This window comes from Clostridium formicaceticum, from assembly GCF_001854185.1.
GTDB classification, from domain to species: domain Bacteria; phylum Bacillota; class Clostridia; order Peptostreptococcales; family Natronincolaceae; genus Andreesenella; species Andreesenella formicacetica.
On the sequence record NZ_CP017603.1, the window covers coordinates 621,225 to 641,896 of the forward strand.

Sequence of the window (20,672 nt, forward strand, 5' to 3'; positions counted from 1 at the left end):
TTTGTACCTCTGGCCAACTATTCTGTTAATGCTTTGATGTAATCCGCATTGATTTGATCTGTAAATTTATCATATACAGGCATAACAGCTTGTTGCCATTCTGCACTATCAACTTCTGTAACAACCATGCCTCTTCCACGTAATGTTTCTATTAATGATTCATCTAAGCTTCTGCTGTAATCTCTTTGCCAATCTCTAGCCTCATTTTCTGCCTTTAGTATGGCTTCCTGTATTTCTGGTGAAAAGCTGTTGAACAGGTCTTGATTAATCATCACTACAGCTGGAGAATAAAAGTGCCCTGTTAAAGATACATTTTTTTGTACTTCATATACATTTGCTGTTTCCAAAATAACTAATGGATTTTCTTGTCCGTCAATTACTCCCTGTTGTAATGCCGTAAAAACTTCACTCCATGCCATAGGTGTAGCTGTTGCTCCTAAATGTCTAAAGGTTTCGATATGAATTGGATTTTCCATGGTTCGAACCTTCATTCCTCGCACGTCTTCAGGATGTACGATTGGCTCAGCACTATTTGTAATATGTCTGAATCCGTTTTCCCAAAAACCAAGTGCTTTTATTCCGGAAGGCTCTAATGTTGCTAATATCTCTTGTCCAATGGCGCCATCCATAACATCATAAGCTTTATCTCTATCTGTTATGATGAAAGGTAAATCAAATAGCATAAAGTCTGAAGAAAAGTTAGGTAGCGGACCTGATGAACTAATAGCCATTTCAATGGTTCCTAAAGCAACGCCTTCAACTAAGTCTCTCTCATTTCCTAATTGAGAACTGTGGAAAATTTGAACCTCTACTTGGTTATTAGAGTACTCTTCTACCTTTTCTTTAAATACTTCTAAACCTCTTACATAGTGTCCATCTGGAGCTGCTGTTGTACCTATCCTTAATACCCTTGCCTTTGAATCACCATTTGCTTGATTAGCATCTCCACCAGTAGATTGCTGTTTACCACATCCTATCAAAGAAATCAACATCATTAAAGCAATTACCAATGCAAAACCTTTTTTCATATTTTTCCCCCCTGTAATAAATTCAAATTTAAATGATACAAAACTAATTTCTCTCTTTTTTTCATTACTTAACTACTATTTTTTAATGTCACCACCTTTCTTATCTTATTTATTTATGCTTAATTACATCGTTGTCATTGATTAATAATTAACGATTTATTTGAATAATCTTCCTTAATTCTCCAATATATGAGATTTTTTTTACATATTTCACCTATTTTATTTTGCGCTACATTTTGTTGATAACGTTATCTTTTATGGGAATAAAATTTTTATGTTTTTTTCAAATTAATAAACATTACTAATTACAAGCTTTTATCTATTTAAGTTTATATTTTGCGAAATTTTTCCGAGTTGTTCTTAATTATAGAACATATATCGTAATTGTAGAACATCTTTGTTATGATAATAACAAAACTCGACATAAAAGGCAACCCATTTTTTTCTTTTTTTAGAATATTTTTTATTTCATGTATAATTTATGGTGCTTAGGTACTATGTTCTATATTTGCAATCATCTTTAGTGCACCTTGTATTTGCTTTGTTTTGCAATACCTTTTTATCTATTGGTACTAAAAATAAAAAACTACTTTTTCAATGATTGTTTCTATCACGGAAAAGTAGTTTTTAATAAAAAAAATTCCATATTCTATTGTAAAGATTTCAAGCAGATGGTTTTAGGGGCAGGAGCCCCGTAGCACGTATCACACTTTACATTGCTTCAGCATTTTCGTAGATTCTTTTTATTTCCTCTGTATCTACAAAGAAACATAAGATATAAGCCATTAAAATAATTCCTGGAATATCTACAAGCAATCTCGTGATGGCAAATTTTCCCCCTAATGCAGAAAGCTCAAATAAGAACATCGGTATTTTTGTAGTAGACCATGCCCCTATAAAAATTAATACGTTACTAAATTTCACGCCTTTTTTCATAAATACAGCTGCTATAGGAAATGCACCGTACAACGGTCCTGCTGCTGCTGAGCCCAGTATAATCGCTAAAACAATCCCTTTAACACCAGATTTCTCTCCCATATATTTCATCATTATTTCCTTTGGAACCCATACATCTAGCAGACCTAGAAGTACAAAAACTGGCGGTATCACTAAAATCATTTCTTTAAAACTATAACCCGTGATGTTCATAGCTTTTGCTGCCATTTCTTTATTTATAAGAAATATAAGGAGCATAATAAAGGTAGTAGTAAGAAAAAACCTATATTTCTTTAATAAAACCATATTCCACCAGCCACCTTTCCGATAATATATGCTACAACAAAGGAAAACAAAAATGCCAATACGTTTCTCATAATAGTGAGCCGTCTGCCAAAATACTTCATTTCAACAGGTGCGGTTACAACACCTACCATCATCAGTGCGGATACAAAGGCGCCTATTTGCATATAACCTGCCCCACTATTTAATAGCATAGCTGCTGTAGGAAATGCTACAAATCCAGGAATTAATGTAATAGCACCAACAACAGCGGAAAAAATCACACCTAACCATCCTGATTCACTGCCTATTATTTTCGATATCACTTCAGCATTAAAAGCAGCAAGCAGTATACCTACCAACATGATCACCCCTAAAAACTGAGGAAGAATATTTTCAAAGGATTTCCATGCCTTTTTTAGAGCTAATTTTGTCTTTTTCTTATCTTTAAAACTAGAAATGATTAAAAGCACTATTACTACTATATACATCACATAACTATTCATAGCCTCAGTCCTCTCAAAAGGTTTAAATTTATTTTTATTTATTATTCCTTTGACAGCATTTATTTTGATTTGATTTGCAGGATATACTGCATTCATTTGGTATATGCATACCTAACTGGCAGCTACTCACTATATAATCATTATTCATTTCCTCAATAAACTTTATTATTTCTGAAAGCTTTGACTTTTGCAAATCGTAATGAACATAATACCCTACCTTCTCACCAACAATAATGCCTGCCTCTTTAAGAACTCTTATATGTTGTGACACTGCTGCTTCAGACACACCTAAGTGTTTTGCTATTCCTTTACCGCATATTCTTTTTTTTGAAAGTATAATTAATATTTTTAGTCTCGTTTCATCGCTAAGTGCTTTAAATATTTGCAGGATTTGATCCATTCTCTACTCCTTTTGATTAAGAATTTTATTAATTGAATCATATTATACTTAATTGATACTGTCAAGATTAAAAACAAACTAAATAGCAATTTTTTAAGAAAATCCGGTCTAGCAAGTATATGGACAATTATTTGTTCCATCATTATTTAAAGAACTTTTTTGCTTGCAAAAAATTCATAGTAAGTTAAAATAAAATGAGACTAAATTCAGGGAGCGTTTTTACTGCTTCTGAATTGCAGCCGAATTTATTTAGAAGATGTAGTGCTTGATCTCCCACTGTTTAAAGTGGCGTCTTAGCAATACACCGAAGGATAAATAGTCGTCCAATAGAAAATTACTTATACTAAGGAGGCAAAAATAATTTGTTGCATAAAAAAAGTTCTTTTTCAAAACATTGGCTTTATATTTCTTCTATTTTTGTAATAATGTCCTTGTTAACGATGCTTTTGGTCTTAGTAGAATTATTACCGCAGCCTAATGAGTGGCATCTTTTATGGCGAAGCATTTATTTGATGCTTTCTCTTGGAAGTATTGCTACTATCATCTATTCATTTAAAATCTTTGATAAAGTCTATAGGTCTTTAGAAAATATCTATAGAGATAATCTCTATAAATTAGATAATAATACTTTCCCTGAAGAATCAATATCCGCTATGTATATAGTTAGTAAGTTACATAAATATATCGATATCGTCACGTTGGAGAGCCAAATCTTATATGACACCGCTTTAACGATACATACATCTTCATCCTTGCAAGAATTATTGGATACAGTGATGGCTAGAATTAATACCCACTTAAAGGGAGATTTTGCCTTAGTATTTCTTTTAGAAGACAATCATCTCCAATTGGTGGCCAGTGCAAATGTAGATGAAAAGTTTATCTATAAAACTAGTTTCCGAATGGGGGAAGGTTTAGTTGGTTATGCAATTCAAGAGGGGGAAGCCTTTCTTACTGAGGATGTACAAAAAGACAAACGATACATTAAATGTGTTGCTGGATGTAAGTCGCAGTTAACTATCCCATTAAAAGTCTATGGCGAGAAATTAGGTGTTCTTGTTTTAGGTAGTTATCAAAGCGTCCACTTTGAGGAAAAAGACTTATTATTGCTAAAAACCATGTCTAGCGAAATCGCATTAGCCATCAATAACACTAAGCTGACAGAGGAATTACGAAAAGAGAAAAAGCGGGTGGATACTTTGTATGAAACCAGTCAACAAATTGCCGCAAGTATCCAAATTGACCAGGTGATGGAGATTGGATTAAAAAATCTTTCCCATATTACTGATGCAACCTCCTGCTCACTAATGCTCTTTGATGAAGAGGATGAACTGTTAAAAATCAAGGCTTCTAGAGGCTTATCTCAAGAAACCGTCGCTAATATAAGTTTTAAAGTAGGAGAAGGCATAGCCGGCAGAGCTTTTCAAGAGAGAACACCTTTGCTGGTGGCAGATGTAAATGAGGACCGTCAGTTTAAAATCATACCCTGCCAAAAAGAAGGTTTTAAATCTCTATATGCCATACCATTAGGTTCAAAAAAGAAATGCATAGGAGTAATTAATATAGCTACAAATCAGCCTCTTACCCAAGAAAAATGTAACCTTGTAGAAACCCTTATATCTCAACTATCTATGTCAATAAAAAACGCTTTACTTCATCAGTCTATGCAAAACCTAGCCATTAGAGATGAACTAACAGGGCTTTACAATCACCGATACTTCCAACAGTCTCTAGAAAAGGAAATAATCAGAGCCAAAAGGTATCAACGTGATCTAAGTCTTATCTTAATAGATATTGATAATTTTAAAAAGCACAACGACAGCTATGGTCATATGGTGGGGGATCATATATTACAAACCGTCAGTACTATGTTGCAAGAAAATATTAGAGATAGCGACATCTTGGCTCGTTATGGCGGCGATGAATTGGTAATAATCCTTCCTGAGACAAATATTGAAATGGCAAGAAGTTTAATGGAAAGGCTCAAGGATAAAGTAGCTAAGCATTCTTTTAATATATCTAGCAGAGAAGTTGCCTCTACTAAAGAGACTAATCCTGATGAGCCAACTACCGCCTCATCCTTTAAAAATCAGCTTATAGATTGGCTAAATAAAAAAAGCATCTCCTTCAAAAACACATTTGATCAAATGCCTAACCAAGTCACTCTTAGTGTAGGAATTAGCAGTCTACGGGACTTAGATGAACCTGTTAATAAAGAGATGCTGATGAAAAGAGCCGATAAAGCATTATTGTATGCTAAGGAAAAAGGTAAAAACCAAGTAGCTTCGTGGTGTGACATGCAATCCAAATAAAAGTCAGCCGATCATTAGCGATTAACTAATAATTCATTTGAAGTTATATAAAAAAGCTTCTATACTAGATTCTAAATCTAGCATAGGAGCTTTTTTATCAACCAATTAATTTTTAAATTTCTTTAACATCCACATGTTATAGATGTGCGCCCTTAAATCTTAATATGCTAAGGGCTACATTTGCAACCCACGGTTTTGCTGTGAAACCGTAGACCGTGTATATTAAAATTTAACTTTAGAAGCGCGCATCTATAAGAGAAACACTATTGAGGAAAACAAATTAGTATGGTATAATCGTATCATATTTCGATATCGAAATTCGAAATATGAACTATATATTTTATATACTAGGGGGGAGTAAAAGTGCAGGATCAGATTTTAAGAAAGTTTTTTTTAGGTTTTATACAAATTCACATACTTCATCATGCAAAACAAGAACCTTTCTACGGTGCCTGGATGATGGACGAACTTAAAGAACATGGGTATGATATGAGTCCAGGAACGCTTTATCCCTTACTTCATAAAATGGAAGCTAAGGGGGTTTTAGAAAAAGAAGAAAAAAACATAGATGGTAAAATTCGAAAATACTATAAGATCACTACACTGGGTAGTGAAGTGCTAGAGGAAGCTCGAAGAAAAGCCTATGAATTATTTAAAGAGATTAAAGATAAATAAAAAAGGGGAATGACTATGTTTTTGCTCAAAGAAGTAAAATATAAAGATATCCTTGATATCAAAAAACTTACGATTAAAAAACATAAAGTGACTTGTATTGTAGGGGAAAGTGGCAGTGGAAAAACAACACTACTAAAGCTCTTAAACAAACTAATTAGTTGCGACTACGGAGAAATATTTTATGAAAATCAATCTTTAAAAGAGATAAATTCAGTAGACTTAAGAAGAAATGTAGTGATGTTGCCACAATATCCTGCTATTTTTGGCGGTAGCATAAAAGATAATCTATTGATAGGGCTAAAGTTTTCTGAAAAACAACCAATCTCAGATGACAAACTATTCCAGGTGTTAGAAGTGGTGAAGTTAAATAAGAAATTAGATGAAGATGCCGAAAAGCTATCAGGTGGGGAAAAACAAAGAATCGCCCTCGCTAGGGTCATTCTTATGGAACCAGAAGTTCTTTTGTTAGACGAACCATCTTCTGCACTAGATGAAGATACAGAACATATCATTATTGATGCATTAGTGAACTATACGAAGCAAAACAACAAGACCCTAATTATGGTCACACATTCCAAAAAAGTAGCAAATGATTTTTCAGATGAAATCATTGAAATTAAGAAGGGTATGGTAGTAAGTCAAAGGGGGAATAAGGAATGAATGGTGTGATAAATCTTCAGTTATGGCAAATGGCAGCATCTTATATCTTTATTGTTATTTTGCTATTTATCGTAAGGGCCAGAGGTATCTCAAGAGAAAAAGAAATTCTTATCTCTACTATAAGAATGACAATACAGCTTATATTAACAGGCTATATCCTTGTTTATCTATTTGATCATATCAATCCACTATATACAATTATCGTGGTAGCAGTCATGGAGATATTTGCTATTTATAATATATTTAAAAGAGTAAAGGTCAAACTTTCAAAACCTCTTAAAAAGATTATTACTATTTCTATGCTATTTGGCACTTTATCAAGTCTTATCTATTTCTTATTTGTTGTAGTAAATATTTCTCCCTGGTATGATCCTAGATATTTTATACCCATCGCAGGAATGCTTGTTGGGAATTCAATGACAGGCATCTCGCTTGGAGTTACAAGACTTGTAGATGGCATGCATGCTCAAAGACATCTTGTTGAATCGGCATTGATGCTTGGTGCAACCCCTAAAATAGCTGCAAAAGAAATTGTAGATAATGCTTTTGATGCTGCAATCCTTCCAACAATCAATTCTATGGTAGGCATGGGTATCGTATTTTTACCAGGGATGATGACAGGGCAGATTTTATCTGGCACCTCTCCTGTTACAGCTATCGAATACCAAATAGCAATTATGCTTGGTATTCTTGGAAGTGTTGCACTAAGCGTTATATTATTTGTACAATTAGGCTATAAGACTTTCTTTAATGATCAGAGTCAGTTAATCATTGGTGATTAAGCGTTAGTTTATTTAAATTTATATAATAAAGCCCTTATATTGGATACTAAGCCTAATATGGGCTTTATTGTCTTTTGTCCATTAGCATATTTATATTTAAAATTTAAAAAATACAAGACATATAAAATGATATAATATATACTATAGCAAAGTATGATAGCATACCGAAGATATATCAAAAAAATCAATTTCGTAAGTAGTAATAATGATAGCTAAATTAAGAAAAAAGGTATAAATTAAATGAATAAAAGATCCAGTGAAAAGTAACGTGAAGACACGATTTATTTAATAACAAAGATAGGGGTAATAACATGGAAATAACGACTTATGATATATTTAGAAGTCTTTTAAACAACCTTGGAATCATTGTTCTCATAGCTTTTTTATTAACTAAGGTTCGACACTTCAAAAGCCTAGTTGCAGACAATGAAAGAATTGGGCTTAGGGGACAGCTTATCCTAATTATTATATTCGGACTTTTTGGTATACTTGCCACATACAACGGATTTCCTGTTAAAGGAGCAATTGCCAATGCTAGAGTTGTTGGTGTGGTAACTGGAGGTATCATCGGTGGTCCTGTAGTTGGGCTAGGAGCAGGTCTAATAGCAGGTATACATCGTTACGCAATTGATATAGGCGGATTTACTGCTGTTGCCTGTGGAATAGCCACCATAATAGAAGGATATATGGGGGGATATATAGGAGATTATATTAAAAAGAGACACAAAGGAAAAAATATAAAACCTACAACAGCTTTTTATATAGGAGTTGTTGCTGAACTTACTCAAATGGTCATGATTCTACTTTTGGCAAAACCCTTCCATGAAGCCTTGGAATTAGTAAGGATGATAGCTATACCCATGACTGTACTAAATAGTTTAGGCATAGCTGTATTTATCATGGTAATTCAAAACATATATGGTGAAAAAGAACAAATTGCTGCCCAACAGGCTCAAAAAGCCCTGATCATTGCCAATAAAACACTTCCTTACTTTCGCCATGGCTTAGACTACGAATCAGCCCAATGGGCAGTGAAAGTAATTCACCAGTACAACGCGTCTGATGCTGTTGCAATAACTGACACAGAAAAGATACTAGGTTTTGTAGGCCTTGGAGAAGATCACCATAAAGCTGGTATGGAAATAAAGATGTTTCTTACAAAACAAGTTATTGCAACTGGAAACTATAGTATAGGACATACAAAATGTGAAATAGGTTGCAACCACGAGAGCTGCAAGCTAAGCTCTGCTGTCATGGTACCGTTGAAAAATAAAGATACCTCCATCGGATCTCTTGTATTTTTTAGCAAATCACCCCATGGTATTTCGTCAATAGATATGGAATTGGCCAGCGGTTTAGCCCAACTTTTTTCCACCCAGATAGAATTAAGTAATATAGAAAAACAAAAAAGCGACTTAAGTAAAGCTGAACTTAGAGCTCTTCAAGCTCAAATTAATCCTCATTTCTTATTTAACGCAATAAACACTATCGTTTCTTTTATTAGAACAAAACCGGATAGTGCTAGAGAACTGTTACTGCACTTAGGTGATTTCTTTAGGAAAAACCTTCAAAGAACAACTGACCTTGTATCACTTAACACAGAGATAGAACATGTAAAATCTTATCTTGCTATAGAAAAAGCAAGGTTTGGTGAAAAACTAAATGTAGAATTTGATATCGTTGAAGGAGAAAGTTGCTTTGTGCCACCGTTAATCCTTCAGCCCCTTGTAGAAAACGCTATCAAACACGGATTATTACCAAAAAAAAGTGGCGGAAACATAAAAATAAGTGCTGGAAAACAAGGAAAAGATATGCTCATAGCTATTGTAGATAACGGTGTTGGGATAAAATACGCTTTAGATAAAGGCACAAAAAAAGGCTGTGGGATAGGTCTATCAAATGTTAATGAAAGGCTGAAGAATCTGTATGGTGACAAGTACGCCATAGATATTAAAACAGAAGCTGGACAAGGAACAACAGTACTGCTTCGAATACCTTTAGCACAAGGAGGATTGAAAAATGGATAAACTAAAAGCACTCCTAGTGGATGATGAAATGCCTGCTCGCGAAGAACTAAAGTATCTATTATCAAGGAATGAAGATGTGGAAATTATCAAAGATGTAGATAACCTAGACGATGCCGTCATAGTGCTAAATACTCATCAGATAGATATTATTTTTTTAGATATTGAAATAAACGATGACAATGGGATCGCGTTTGCTCAAATTATAAAATCAAGAGAAATTGCTATTATCTTTGCCACTGCCTACGATCAATATGCTGTTGAAGCCTTTTCTCTGAATGCAGTTGACTACTTGCTTAAACCATTTTCACAAGAGCGCGTAGATCAAAGCGTAGACAAGGCGGTAAAAAAACTGAGAAAAGATAAAACAACAAAAAGACTTCTAAAAAAACTAACTTTTTGGAAAGGTGATAAGATGGTGGTGGTAGGGCCAGAGGATATCTTATACCTAACGGTTGATGATAGAAAGGTCATCATCGAAACTACAAAAGGTACACTAACAGATGCAGGACCACTACAGACAACCTATGAAAAACTAGACCCCTCTCTTTTTATTCGCACCCACAGGAGTTATATTGTAAACTTAGAAAAAATAGAAGAAATTATACCGTGGTTTAACAATACCTACATTTTAAAGATGGTAGGGCTTGAGGATACAGAAATTCCTGTTAGTAGAAGCTATCTGCAAGAATTCAAAAAAATAATAGGCGTTGTGTAATGCATTTCATGTGCTTTATTATGTAACTCATGATAAATCTCAACAATTAGAAAATAAGAATAAGTATAATTTACCTATATCACTTAAATTAAAATAAAAGGAGGATATAGCAATGTACTCATTTTTATTATCAATTGTTGCACTTGTCTTAGGTTACTTTATTTATGGTAAGTTTGTTGAAAAAGTATTTGGTGTAAATGAAGAAAAAACTACGCCAGCAAATGAGCAAGAAGATGGTGTAGACTATGTGCCAATGGATTGGAAAAAAATATTCCTAATCCAGTTTTTAAATATTGCAGGTCTTGGTCCTATATTTGGTGCTATTTCTGGAGCTCTTTGGGGACCTGCTGCATTTTTATGGATTGTATTTGGTTCAATATTTGCCGGTGGCGTGCACGATTTCTTTTCAGGTATGCTTTCAATTCGTCATAAGGGTGCTAGTATATCAGAAATTGTTGGTATTTATCTTGGTAACGCTGTCAAACAAGTTATGCGTGCTTTTTCTGTAATACTATTAATCCTAGTGGGAACAGTATTTATGACCGGCCCGGCAGGACTACTAGCTAACCTTACAGGTATTCATCTTTCTATTTGGGTAGCCATAATCATTGCTTACTATTTCCTAGCAACCATTTTACCTGTTGATAAAATCATCGGTAAAATTTATCCACTATTTGGAGCCGCTCTAATCATTATGGCTGCTGGTATCGTAGGGGGACTAGTCTTTAAAGGGTACCAAATTCCAGAGATAACCCTTCAAAACATGCATCCTAACAATCTTCCAATCTGGCCGCTATTATTCGTAACGATTGCCTGTGGTGCAATCAGTGGTTTCCATGCTACGCAATCACCGATGATGGCCCGTTGTGTAACAAATGAAAAATACGGTAGAAGAATATTCTACGGTACAATGCTGGCAGAAGGTATTGTCGCTTTAATCTGGGCAGCAGCAGCCATGACTTTCTTTGGTGGTACTGAAGGGTTGCTGGCAGCAGGAACACCTGCAGTTGTTGTAAACGCTATCTCTAGAGAATTAATGGGGCCCATTGGTGGTTTCCTTGCCATGCTAGGTGTTATTGCAGCACCTATCACATCTGGTGACACTGCCTTTAGAAGTGCTAGACTTACAATTGCCGATTCCATTAATGTTACGCAAAAACCAATTGCAAAAAGGCTTTTATTAGCTACACCACTTTTTGTAATAGCTTATGGCTTAACATTAATTGACTTTACTATCATTTGGAGATACTTTGCTTGGTCCAACCAAACGTTAGCTATGATGGTTCTTTGGACATCTGCAGCTTATCTAGCAGTTAATAACAAGCTTCACTGGATTGCCACTATACCTGCTACATTTATGACGGCAGTTTCAGTGACCTATATACTACAAGCTCCAGAAGGTCTTAGTTTAGCTACCAGCATCTCATATCCAATGGGTATATCAGTAGCCCTAGCACTATTAGTAGGTTTCTTGCTGCTTGGTAAAAAACTGCCAGACAAAACAAAAATATCAGCATAATAATAAAAACCCCTTGCTTGGTCTGATCTCAAAAAGTTAGACATATCGTTTTAAGCAGCTACTAAGGATTGAATCCTAAATCTAAAGGACTCAATCCTTTTAGTTTAATTTTTTCTTCATTCAATATGTATTGTGCCACAGAAACAAATGCTAAAGTTGAATCTATTCACTTTTAAAATTAAAATTATTAATTTATCAGCGGTGTCTATGCAAAGTCACCACCACTAGTTCTGGTCGATTGAATACCCTCAATGGAAAAACGCTATTCCCTAGGCCTCGACTCACAACCATTGATGATGCTCCCTTATTATACATTCCATTCGTATACTTTGGAAATAAGCCTTGGTGTGGTGCAATCAGCCCTCCAATAAAGGGGATTCTAATTTGTCCCCCATGAGCATGCCCGCTAAAGATCAAATCAACATTCATATCTCTATAAATATCAAAGTGTTCCGGCCTATGAGAAAGCAAAATATTGAAATTTGTATCTACATCTTTAAACAATTCTTTAAGACTATTTTTAATATAATTACTACTGTCAGCCCAAAGATAATTTCCTTCTCTCTGCAATATTGCAGGATCGGCTATCCCCATCAACCCTATTTTATCTCCATTTTCAATTAGCGCTACAAATGCGTTATCAACAATTTGTACATTTAATTTTTCTAGCTCTCGTTTTAATAGATCATATTTTCCTGACAATTCCTCATGATTGCCTGAAACATAGTATATAGGTGCTATCATGTTTATTTGTTTCACGAACTTCACTGCTATGTCAATGCTGGTATTTCGCCTATCAATCAAATCTCCAGTAATTACAATAATATTGGGATTAATTTCTTTTATTTTCTTCGAGAGTCTTCCATGATAATCCTTATTATGCAAGTCGGAAACTTGAACAATAACATAATCCTCAAAATTTCTAGGGAGCTTTGCATCTTCGTATCGATGCTTTGTGATGACAACAGCATTATTCTGCCATAGACAAAATACGATGAATCCTATCGTGATAAAAAATAGTATTAAAAAGAACTTTCTTCCTTTTGGCTCAATTTTCATGAAAAGACTTCACCCCAATACTGTCATACTAAAATTATTTTAGTATATATCTCTAAGTACATTATTTTTAAACTTGTTTAATTATTTTTGCAGGATTTCCACCTATCACAATATTATCTGGTACATCTTTTGTTACCACTGTGCCAGAAGCAATAACGACATTATTGCCTATTTTTACGCCAGGGTTTATAATAACCCTCCCACCAATCCAAACATTATCACCAATGCTTACTGGTATTCCGTATTCCGCCCCCGATACTCTTTCATTTGGATCTAATGGGTGGGTTGCCGTATATATATGTACACCTGGTGCAATAAAACAATTATCACCTATTCGAATTTCACAAACATCTAAAAATACACAATCAAAATTAGCAAAGAAATTCTCACCAACGTGTATATTGTAGCCATAATCACAACGAAATGTTGGTTCTATATATATATTTCTTCCAGTTGAACCCAACAGTTCTTGCAATAATGCCACTCTTTTGCTCTGATCCGTTTCTAATGTTTGATTGTATAGTCTCGTTAATCTTCGAGCATTTAGTCTTTCCTTTACTAGCTCCGGATCAGTTGCATTGTAAAGTTCACCATTTGCCATTTTTTCTTTTTCTGTTTTCATTTTTCAACAGCTCCTTATTAAATATAAGCATAAAAACTCTCTTTTTTACTTCATTAATATATCTAACATTTTTTTAGTGTTATTTAAAAAGTCCCTCATAATCTGATAATGCTCTGTTTCTTCGTATTTAACTTTTTTAAAACTTTCTTTTATTTCGTAAATAACAGCATCTGGATATGCCATGATGATTGGAGAATGGGTTGCGATTATAAACTGGCTTCCCTGCTGTACTAATTCATGTATTCTAGCAATCATAGCCATTTGTCTTGTAGGAGATAAGGCAGCCTCTGGCTCATCTAATATATATACGCCTTCTCCTCGAAATTTATTTATAAACAAAGAAAAAAACGCTTCTCCGTGGGATTGCTGGTGCAATGAACATCCACCATAGAAATCAATAATCCTCGGACCTCCTCCACCCCTATCTAATTCATCAATATTAGTTGCCACATTATAAAAACTTTCTGCCCGAAGAAAAAAACCGTCTTTGGGTTTATTCACGCCTTTAATTAGCTTAATATAATGATGTAAGTCTGAATGTGTATCCATAGATGCAAAATTAAAGTTTTTTGTTCCACCTTCTGGGTTAAAACCGTATGCTGTTGCAACCGCTTCTAAAATCGTTGACTTTCCAGTTCCATTTTCCCCCACAATAAATGTAACCTTAGGATGAAATTTTAAATGAAATAAATTATAAATGGCCGGAAGACAAAATGGATATTTAGTAAATTCAGCTATTTTACCTCGTTGCAATTCCACACTTCTAATATATTGATTGATGGTATCTAAATTCATAAACACTCTCCTAAAGCCATTCAACTTAAGAATCGATATCTATTTACGCTTCTTAGGTCTATTTTTTACTTTTTTAATTCTTCTAGACATAAAAATCATCCTTCAGGTAAATTTTACCACAAAGGATGATTTCGATTCAAATTTATTCAAGTTAATTTAACTTTTTTAAAAACAGTTCATCTTTTTTAAAACGGTTTAATTTTTTTTAAGCCAACAAATGTATAAACATATTAATCTCCGCTCCATCCATCCCCCTCAAACCATTGAAACTTCGTTGCCATTTTCTGTTAAAATATTAAAGTCAACTCCAGATTTCCATTCTTCTTTTCTATTTTTTAGCCCATAATCCTTAATTCTTGACCCTATTTATGATAATAAAGTCGGCTCCAAATAGGGGTAAGGTGCAAGGAAAAAGGAGTAAAGATTCAATTTCTAATGTCTTTAATCAATACTCCTTTCAATATTCTTTTCATCTATTTTCCAATCAACAGTTCTTTCAATGCCTTTAAAATCAATACTTTTATCTATTCTTTTGTAAGCGCCAAGGAATTAACGTATAGAAATCCAATTTAATAGCTGATAAAATAAATCCAGTAGAAGTTAGATATGTTGCTAACTCTACTGGATTCTATATTTTTACTTAGCTTGAACTTTTAAACTTTCAGGTAGTTCCTTTGAAAAGGGTAGTAGTTTTAACAAGCTTCCCTTGTCTTGAGGGTCTATATTTGAAAAGTTGTTCATTAAGTAAAGTAAATATTTTTCAACAACTAAATTATTGTTCTTAGCCGTTTCAGTGATGCTATAGATTAATGCACTAGACTCTGCACCTTTGGTTGAAGCTGAGAAAAGCCAGTTGCTACGACCCACTACAAATGGTCTTATGGATCGCTCTGCAGAGTTATTATCTATTTCTAAAGATCCATCTTCTAGAAATACTTTTAAAAAACTAGGAAGTAGTGGTTTGGTATATGCTAAGGCTTTACCAAGGGCACTTTTGGGAACAGCATCTTTTATTTCTTTATCTACATAATCTATAAATTCTTCTATTATTGACTTGGATGCGTCAAGTCGCTTTTTATAACGCCTCTCATAGAAATCTTCTTTTTCACCATGCTGTTCTTTTAGGTCTTTTTCGATTTCATAAAGCTGGGCACAATAATTAAACCCTATCAATGCTCTTGAAGACTTTAGGGCTTCTTCGTCTAGATTCACTATTATTTCATGGAATTTTCTTCTTATGTGGGCTAGGCAATAAAGTCTTTTCACATTTTCAACTTTATTATATCCAGCATAGCCATCTGTTTGAATATATTTTGAAAATCCACTTAAAAAACCCTTAGGACAAGAACCAGATCTTGTCTTTTGGTAGTCGTAGATGATAATAGGTTGATCTTTATCTGGGCATTTATAGAGCCACATATACTTTTGTTTATTGGACTCCTTGCCCCTATCATCTAAAACTTTAACAACTGTTTCATCAGCCTGGATATAGTTTCTCTTAAGGAGCTCTTCCTTCATAAGCTGATAAATTGGATCTAGTTCATGGGCTGCACCAATAACCCAGTTGGCAAGGGTTTGTCTAGAAAGATTTGCCCCCATCATCTTGAAGTAGGATTCTTGTCTATTTAAAGGCAGTGCATGCTGGTATTTTAAATTTATGACATGACTAAGAAGCTCGTTAGATGTCATACTTTTGTGTAGTAGGGTCTTTGGAGCCTTTGTTGTAATTATATTTGCTTTATCATTATTTTCTTCACATGATCTGCAGGCATAGCTGTAGGTTAGATGTTCTTCTACATACAGCTTTGCAGGTATATACTTTAACACTTCCTTTGACTTCTTACCTATAACCACTAAATCACTGGAACAATCTCTGCAGGACTGTTGATCTTCATCAAGCTTATGCTCAATTACTATTTTTTCTAGGTTTGCTAAGTTATCTTTTTTTCCAGTATTGCTGGTTGGCTTCGTTCTCTTGTAAGTAATTTCCTCAATAGTAGGCTCAGCTGCTTTTAAGTTACTATCTTTTTCAGCTTCATCAAAAAAGGATACCTGTATAGTATTAGCCTGTTCACTGGAAGAGCCAAATATTTTTCTGTTTTTATTAAGTACTTGATTTTTAAGATAAGCTAACTCATTTTTCAAGTTTTCTATTTCCTTATCCTTTGCTTCAAGCTCTTCTTCCATTTTTAAAATCAGTTCTTTCGTCTTTTCATCCAGTTGGTTTTGTACATTTATCTTCGTCATTTTTATCCCCGTTTTCATTTTATTTACAAAATAATTATACCACAAAACCCTTGTAATTTGAATACTTACAAAGGTTTTGCGGTATCTCTTTTTAAAAGTAGTTTCTCTCTTTAACGGGCTTAAATTTTGATGCAGTTCTTACTTCATATCCCTTAAGTAGCCATCGTAATTCTTCTATGGAAACCTTTAGAGCTTCTTCTTTTGACATAGGCCATTTAAATTTATTTCTCTCTAGTCGATGATAGTATAGCCAAAACCCATCATCAAAATGGAGTATTTTTAGTTTATTCATCTGCCTATTACAAAAGACAAATAGTGCCTTTTCAAAAGGATCCAGATTAAACTGCGTTTGTACAATCATACTTAATCCATCTATATTTTTTCTAAGATCCGTTACCCCGCAAGCTAAATATACCTTATCCACTTTATCTATATTTAGCATGATGCTATAATTTCCTTAAAAACATTAGATAGAGATACCTTGTCATTGCTTGGTATATATATCTTAGCTTTGCCTATTTCGATTTTTATAGTTGCCGTTGGGGAAGGATTAGATGGGGTATTTTCTTGATTTACAGCCTCATCAGCTTCCGTATCTTTAAAGCTAACAGCATGAAATACAGGAGTATTATTGTTTTCTAGCTTTTTTCTCCGATAATACAGCTGATGAATACCTATATTATTCTCTTCACAAAAGGCTTTGATGGTCCCTTCACGAGAAGAGAATTTATCTAAAATATCTTCCCAATCAATGTCTAGTGCTTCATTCGTCATAACAGATACCTCCTATTGCTTATTATCTGTTATTCTAGCAAAACTTCTTGGTACAATACTAGGCAGAAATTCCTTGGCGCTTACTTTAAAATCAATACTTTTATCTATTCTTTTTCTATTCACAAATCTATTTATCCTTTTCACTTATTCCTTAATCCGTCCCCCTAACAAAGCAATTCCCGCAGCAAACGAGGATTTCTCCTGCGTCTACTACGGGAATTTGGAATCGACTTTATTCTCTTGGAGTCGAGTTTAATATTTTGGAGTCGAAATTATTATCAATATACATGGTTAGGGTTATGTCTTTATTAACTCTTGGATTAAGGTTTATATTAATATTATGTTGGAAAAAAACTTCTATATATTCTGCTTTTATTTTCCTTTATCCAATAATAAAGAGATGTAAGAATGAGAAGAGCAATAATAAAAAATTGTCCAGTAAAAGAATATAATTTATATGTCATATATATTATCAACGACCATATGCTTAAATCTCCACCGTATCTACTACAAGACTTAATAAACATGTAATTTTCAAATAATGTATGTGCGACAACAACTACAAATATTGAAGAAATAAAAAGCAAAACAGTAAATATCTCCCAAATTCTCTCATTATCTTTTAAAAATTTTAGTATTAGTTCATTATACTCTAATATCCAATCTATGTTTGATAAATCAAATGATTCATTGTCAATCTTTGATAGAAAACTATATAATGAATTCATTACAAAAAAATACAAAGAAATAATCCATAAGAATTGCAATAAAGTAAATCTATTAAGCTTAGAAAAAATTCCCTTTACAGGCTCTGTAACTATATTAGCTATCCCCATCCCTATTGATACCTCCATTTAAAACTTTCCTACGAAAATAAGGCTTATTTTCATTCTACTTGGTGATTATGAATCATGAATGTTTCCTAACTATTGATTAGCTCCAGTATCATTCTCTAATCTATCTAACTTTTCAAATAAATTTTGATAGTTAGTTTCAATTAGCTTCATTTCATCCATCAATTTATCAATTTGTTCTTGTAATTTCTTTTCATTATTTAACGTGTTAATATTATGATTAATCTCATTTAAAACTTTATGAGCATTATCTAATTGTCTCTCAATATCTGTCAATTCTATTTGATTGTCAATCCTTACTATTTCAATGGATTCAGTCGTTCCAAAGTACTCACCCACACCTAAAAGAAATCCAGTTGTGCCAATAATTACAGCCAATACTAATGTATATCTTGCTGCCTTTAGAATATCCGCTGTATTATCCGCAATATTTTGATTATAAATAGCTGAATTAAGTAATGTCTTAGATATACTCTTTCTATCAAAATTTTCGGCTGGTACTTCTGAATTAAAGTCAAATATGTCTGGTAAAAAGAAGGTTTTTCTCCCTTTGACATTAACGCATCTAAAAGATATTAATATTGATAATATTAATAAACCCATTGAAAATATCAGCATTGTTTTCGTAACCCAATTTGAAGCGTTTATAAATATAAAAGAAATAAATGCAAATAAAGCTGAAACGTATGATAATAATGTAATTGCTTTATCTTCTAATTTATCAATTCTTGAGTTAGCATTATCAAAGAATTCCTTGCAAACATTATATATTATGTCTGTATCTTCGGAAATAAAGTCAGGTAGTTGTTCAGCTGGTTCTTTAGGCTGTTCATGGAAAGATAACGAATGCTTAAAAAGAAAAGTAAAATCTTTAATTATTTTTTTTATTTTGCTATAACTAACTTTTTCTCTTTCAATAAAAGGACTTAAATATTTATCTTGCCAATTCAAAATGCTCCACTCCCCTAATTCAATAGTTCATAAATAATTGCATCGCTTATTGGAAGATTAAGTTCTCTTTCTAACCAAACCCACTCCCCTGCAGGGTTAGTTTCAAGAAAATAATATTCTCCTGAAGGTGTTAATACAAAATCAAACGCTGAATATACCAAATTTAATTCTTCGTGAAGCCTAAACATTAAATTTGTTAAGGGTTCAGGTAACTTGTGTAGCTTATATTCTTTAATAATATTAGGTTTTCTCCAGTCTGTTTTCTCGGAATCATTAGTTTCTATTTCCACCGCAAATATTTCTTTGCCTACAACAGTTGCCCTTATATCACGATAATTTTTTATTTTATTTTGAACGAAAACTGGAGACTCGAAAATTATATCCTGCTTAAGCCAATTAATATCTTTTATTTCAGATGTATAAATTGAGTATGATCCTTGAGGTGTAACTTGTAATCCATGACAAATCGGTTTAATGATGCATGTACCGTTGTTTTCTATAAAATTGAGTAACTGCTTAGAGCTATTTGACACTATTGAATTGGGTGTCTTAAAACCTAATTCCTTTGCAAGAGACAATTGATAGATTTTTCTTTCTGCTTTGTAGGTTGCAAATATTGGGTTAACCCATTTACAATTTAATGATAGATATAATCCTTCAAAAAAATCCTTTCTTTCTCCATTTATAAATTTCATATCATTTAAATCATGTGTATTAGGAAATATTGAAGGAGCTCTCCTAAAATAAGCTGATTGCAACTTCTCAAAAGAATATTCATAATCTTGATATTTTAAATTAACACTCTTACCAAAACCATAAGTCATTCCTATTTGTGTTATATCTTCTGAATTCAACCTTAAATAGGGTATTTTCCTATCCATAAATTTATAGATTAAATAATCAATCGCCAAGTCATCTTTATTGGTAACAAACAATACTTTTGGATATACTGTCATTACGATTGTTCACTCCTATCAATCGATTCTCTTGTAAAAGTAGTTAAAGTTTGAAATAATGTATTTTGGCTATCGGTGGCTCGTTCGGACCTATCAATTCCTTCTCGTGTACATGTTTCTAAAGTTTGTCCTAATATTTTAGAATAATTTTGTTTAGGTTCTTCAGAATATTGGCAAGATATTTCGGCTCTATCTATCCCCTCTCGTGATTCTGTAATCAGAGTTTTATCGACAAAAAACTGATTAGATTCATTGTAACTGGAAGCTTCTGACCTATCTATTCCTTCTCGTGTTCTCGTTATCAAGGTTTCTTGGCACTCATTTGAATACTGCGTTGATGTAATGTATTTTTTAATTAGGGGTTGCCCTGATTCATCCATCCATAATCCTGTAGAAAAATCATACTTAATATTTTCGAATTCCACACCTTCATTAGTATTGCACTTCGTTCTATATTGAAGTAATGGACTCCTTTGATTCATATTCAACACTCCTCCCGAAAAAGTTATAAATATATATTTCGTCAACAGTATATATTTTCCTTTTTATTTCTTGTTTAAAATGCTATATTC

The 20,672-nt window shown here is 33.3% G+C and carries 21 protein-coding genes; 7 read left to right on the forward strand and 14 right to left on the reverse strand.

The genetic code is table 11. From position 1 onward, the window contains the following. Positions 1 to 17: 17 nt before the first annotated feature. The 4 genes from BJL90_RS02765 to BJL90_RS02780 all read right to left on the reverse strand — a co-directional run bounded on the left by BJL90_RS02765 (position 18) and on the right by BJL90_RS02780 (position 3,152). Positions 18 to 1,028, reverse strand: a complete 1,011-nt coding sequence (locus tag BJL90_RS02765; protein WP_070964073.1) for a TRAP transporter substrate-binding protein — start codon at positions 1,026 to 1,028, stop codon at positions 18 to 20. Positions 1,029 to 1,739: 711 nt separating this feature from the next. Next, positions 1,740 to 2,270 (reverse strand): permease, encoded by a 531-nt coding sequence (locus tag BJL90_RS02770; RefSeq protein ID WP_070964075.1) that lies wholly within the window; start codon positions 2,268 to 2,270, stop codon positions 1,740 to 1,742. Next, the gene (locus BJL90_RS02775) at positions 2,258 to 2,752 is read right to left on the reverse strand and encodes a permease (RefSeq protein ID WP_070972926.1); all 495 of its coding nucleotides are present in this window, start codon (positions 2,750 to 2,752) and stop codon (positions 2,258 to 2,260) included. The genes BJL90_RS02770 and BJL90_RS02775 overlap by 13 nt, the downstream gene beginning before the upstream one ends. A 34-nt stretch (positions 2,753 to 2,786) precedes the next feature. Continuing rightward, positions 2,787 to 3,152, reverse strand: a complete 366-nt coding sequence (locus BJL90_RS02780; protein ID WP_070964077.1) for an ArsR/SmtB family transcription factor — start codon at positions 3,150 to 3,152, stop codon at positions 2,787 to 2,789. 362 nt (positions 3,153 to 3,514) lie between these two features. Between BJL90_RS02780 and BJL90_RS02785 the strand changes: the two genes are divergently transcribed. From BJL90_RS02785 to BJL90_RS02815, 7 genes are all read left to right on the forward strand, one after another. Continuing rightward, entirely contained in the window at positions 3,515 to 5,464 is a 1,950-nt protein-coding gene (locus BJL90_RS02785) for a sensor domain-containing diguanylate cyclase (RefSeq protein ID WP_070964079.1), read from the forward strand. A gap of 363 nt (positions 5,465 to 5,827) precedes the next feature. Then, positions 5,828 to 6,139 (forward strand): PadR family transcriptional regulator, encoded by a 312-nt coding sequence (locus BJL90_RS02790; RefSeq protein WP_070964080.1) that lies wholly within the window; start codon positions 5,828 to 5,830, stop codon positions 6,137 to 6,139. Positions 6,140 to 6,154: 15 nt separating this feature from the next. Then, positions 6,155 to 6,799, forward strand: a complete 645-nt coding sequence (locus BJL90_RS02795; RefSeq protein WP_070964082.1) for an ABC transporter ATP-binding protein — start codon at positions 6,155 to 6,157, stop codon at positions 6,797 to 6,799. Further along, complete coding sequence (locus BJL90_RS02800) at positions 6,796 to 7,581, forward strand: ABC transporter permease (RefSeq protein ID WP_070964084.1); 786 nt, start codon at positions 6,796 to 6,798, stop codon at positions 7,579 to 7,581. Before BJL90_RS02795 ends, BJL90_RS02800 begins: the two co-directional genes overlap by 4 nt. 311 nt (positions 7,582 to 7,892) lie before the next feature. Beyond that, entirely contained in the window at positions 7,893 to 9,608 is a 1,716-nt protein-coding gene (locus BJL90_RS02805; RefSeq protein ID WP_070964086.1) for a sensor histidine kinase, read from the forward strand. Beyond that, positions 9,601 to 10,323, forward strand: coding sequence for a LytR/AlgR family response regulator transcription factor (locus BJL90_RS02810; protein ID WP_070964088.1), 723 nt, complete (start codon positions 9,601 to 9,603; stop codon positions 10,321 to 10,323). The genes BJL90_RS02805 and BJL90_RS02810 overlap by 8 nt, the downstream gene beginning before the upstream one ends. A gap of 112 nt (positions 10,324 to 10,435) precedes the next feature. Further along, on the forward strand, positions 10,436 to 11,842 hold the full coding sequence (locus tag BJL90_RS02815; RefSeq protein ID WP_070964090.1) for a carbon starvation CstA family protein: 1,407 nt from the start codon (positions 10,436 to 10,438) through the stop codon (positions 11,840 to 11,842). 195 nt (positions 11,843 to 12,037) lie between these two features. Here BJL90_RS02815 and BJL90_RS02820 read toward each other — a convergent pair whose 3' ends face one another. From BJL90_RS02820 to BJL90_RS02865, 10 genes are all read right to left on the reverse strand, one after another. Then, positions 12,038 to 12,901 (reverse strand): metallophosphoesterase, encoded by an 864-nt coding sequence (locus BJL90_RS02820; protein WP_070964092.1) that lies wholly within the window; start codon positions 12,899 to 12,901, stop codon positions 12,038 to 12,040. A 67-nt stretch (positions 12,902 to 12,968) separates the two neighbouring features. Further along, the gene (locus BJL90_RS02825) at positions 12,969 to 13,502 is read right to left on the reverse strand and encodes a sugar O-acetyltransferase (RefSeq protein WP_472235115.1); all 534 of its coding nucleotides are present in this window, start codon (positions 13,500 to 13,502) and stop codon (positions 12,969 to 12,971) included. A 66-nt stretch (positions 13,503 to 13,568) separates the two neighbouring features. Next, positions 13,569 to 14,318, reverse strand: coding sequence for an AAA family ATPase (locus BJL90_RS02830; RefSeq protein WP_070964097.1), 750 nt, complete (start codon positions 14,316 to 14,318; stop codon positions 13,569 to 13,571). A gap of 636 nt (positions 14,319 to 14,954) precedes the next feature. Next, complete coding sequence (gene tnpC / locus BJL90_RS02835; RefSeq protein ID WP_081562197.1) at positions 14,955 to 16,583, reverse strand: IS66 family transposase; 1,629 nt, start codon at positions 16,581 to 16,583, stop codon at positions 14,955 to 14,957. Between the two features lie 73 nt (positions 16,584 to 16,656). After that, positions 16,657 to 17,007 carry an IS66 family insertion sequence element accessory protein TnpB gene (gene tnpB / locus BJL90_RS02840; RefSeq protein WP_070964101.1) on the reverse strand — a complete coding sequence of 117 codons (351 nt, stop codon included), beginning with the start codon at positions 17,005 to 17,007 and terminating at the stop codon, positions 16,657 to 16,659. Next, positions 17,001 to 17,339 (reverse strand): IS66 family insertion sequence element accessory protein TnpA, encoded by a 339-nt coding sequence (gene tnpA / locus BJL90_RS02845; protein ID WP_070964102.1) that lies wholly within the window; start codon positions 17,337 to 17,339, stop codon positions 17,001 to 17,003. The genes tnpB and tnpA overlap by 7 nt, the downstream gene beginning before the upstream one ends. Before the next feature lie 338 nt (positions 17,340 to 17,677). After that, positions 17,678 to 18,193, reverse strand: coding sequence for a hypothetical protein (locus tag BJL90_RS02850; protein WP_156778692.1), 516 nt, complete (start codon positions 18,191 to 18,193; stop codon positions 17,678 to 17,680). A 72-nt stretch (positions 18,194 to 18,265) separates the two neighbouring features. Then, positions 18,266 to 19,144, reverse strand: a complete 879-nt coding sequence (locus tag BJL90_RS02855; protein WP_070964106.1) for a hypothetical protein — start codon at positions 19,142 to 19,144, stop codon at positions 18,266 to 18,268. Between the two features lie 14 nt (positions 19,145 to 19,158). Continuing rightward, positions 19,159 to 20,100 carry an MvdC/MvdD family ATP grasp protein gene (locus tag BJL90_RS02860; RefSeq protein ID WP_070964108.1) on the reverse strand — a complete coding sequence of 314 codons (942 nt, stop codon included), beginning with the start codon at positions 20,098 to 20,100 and terminating at the stop codon, positions 19,159 to 19,161. Next, positions 20,100 to 20,582 (reverse strand): hypothetical protein, encoded by a 483-nt coding sequence (locus BJL90_RS02865; protein ID WP_070964110.1) that lies wholly within the window; start codon positions 20,580 to 20,582, stop codon positions 20,100 to 20,102. Before BJL90_RS02865 ends, BJL90_RS02860 begins: the two co-directional genes overlap by 1 nt. Between the last annotated feature and the right edge of the window lie 90 nt (positions 20,583 to 20,672).

Coding starts and splice junctions, on each gene's coding strand:
- BJL90_RS02765 (WP_070964073.1), bottom strand. CDS start 1,028: ATGAAAAAAGGTTTTGCATTGGTAATTGCTTTAATGATGTTGATTTCT.
- BJL90_RS02770 (WP_070964075.1), bottom strand. CDS start 2,270: ATGGTTTTATTAAAGAAATATAGGTTTTTTCTTACTACTACCTTTATT.
- BJL90_RS02775 (WP_070972926.1), bottom strand. CDS start 2,752: ATGAATAGTTATGTGATGTATATAGTAGTAATAGTGCTTTTAATCATT.
- BJL90_RS02780 (WP_070964077.1), bottom strand. CDS start 3,152: ATGGATCAAATCCTGCAAATATTTAAAGCACTTAGCGATGAAACGAGA.
- BJL90_RS02795 (WP_070964082.1), top strand. CDS start 6,155: ATGTTTTTGCTCAAAGAAGTAAAATATAAAGATATCCTTGATATCAAA.
- BJL90_RS02800 (WP_070964084.1), top strand. CDS start 6,796: ATGAATGGTGTGATAAATCTTCAGTTATGGCAAATGGCAGCATCTTAT.
- BJL90_RS02805 (WP_070964086.1), top strand. CDS start 7,893: ATGGAAATAACGACTTATGATATATTTAGAAGTCTTTTAAACAACCTT.
- BJL90_RS02810 (WP_070964088.1), top strand. CDS start 9,601: ATGGATAAACTAAAAGCACTCCTAGTGGATGATGAAATGCCTGCTCGC.
- BJL90_RS02815 (WP_070964090.1), top strand. CDS start 10,436: ATGTACTCATTTTTATTATCAATTGTTGCACTTGTCTTAGGTTACTTT.
- BJL90_RS02820 (WP_070964092.1), bottom strand. CDS start 12,901: ATGAAAATTGAGCCAAAAGGAAGAAAGTTCTTTTTAATACTATTTTTT.
- BJL90_RS02825 (WP_472235115.1), bottom strand. CDS start 13,502: ATGGCAAATGGTGAACTTTACAATGCAACTGATCCGGAGCTAGTAAAG.
- BJL90_RS02830 (WP_070964097.1), bottom strand. CDS start 14,318: ATGAATTTAGATACCATCAATCAATATATTAGAAGTGTGGAATTGCAA.
- tnpC (WP_081562197.1), bottom strand. CDS start 16,583: ATGAAAACGGGGATAAAAATGACGAAGATAAATGTACAAAACCAACTG.
- tnpB (WP_070964101.1), bottom strand. CDS start 17,007: ATGCTAAATATAGATAAAGTGGATAAGGTATATTTAGCTTGCGGGGTA.
- tnpA (WP_070964102.1), bottom strand. CDS start 17,339: ATGACGAATGAAGCACTAGACATTGATTGGGAAGATATTTTAGATAAA.
- BJL90_RS02850 (WP_156778692.1), bottom strand. CDS start 18,193: ATGGAGGTATCAATAGGGATGGGGATAGCTAATATAGTTACAGAGCCT.
- BJL90_RS02860 (WP_070964108.1), bottom strand. CDS start 20,100: ATGACAGTATATCCAAAAGTATTGTTTGTTACCAATAAAGATGACTTG.
- BJL90_RS02865 (WP_070964110.1), bottom strand. CDS start 20,582: ATGAATCAAAGGAGTCCATTACTTCAATATAGAACGAAGTGCAATACT.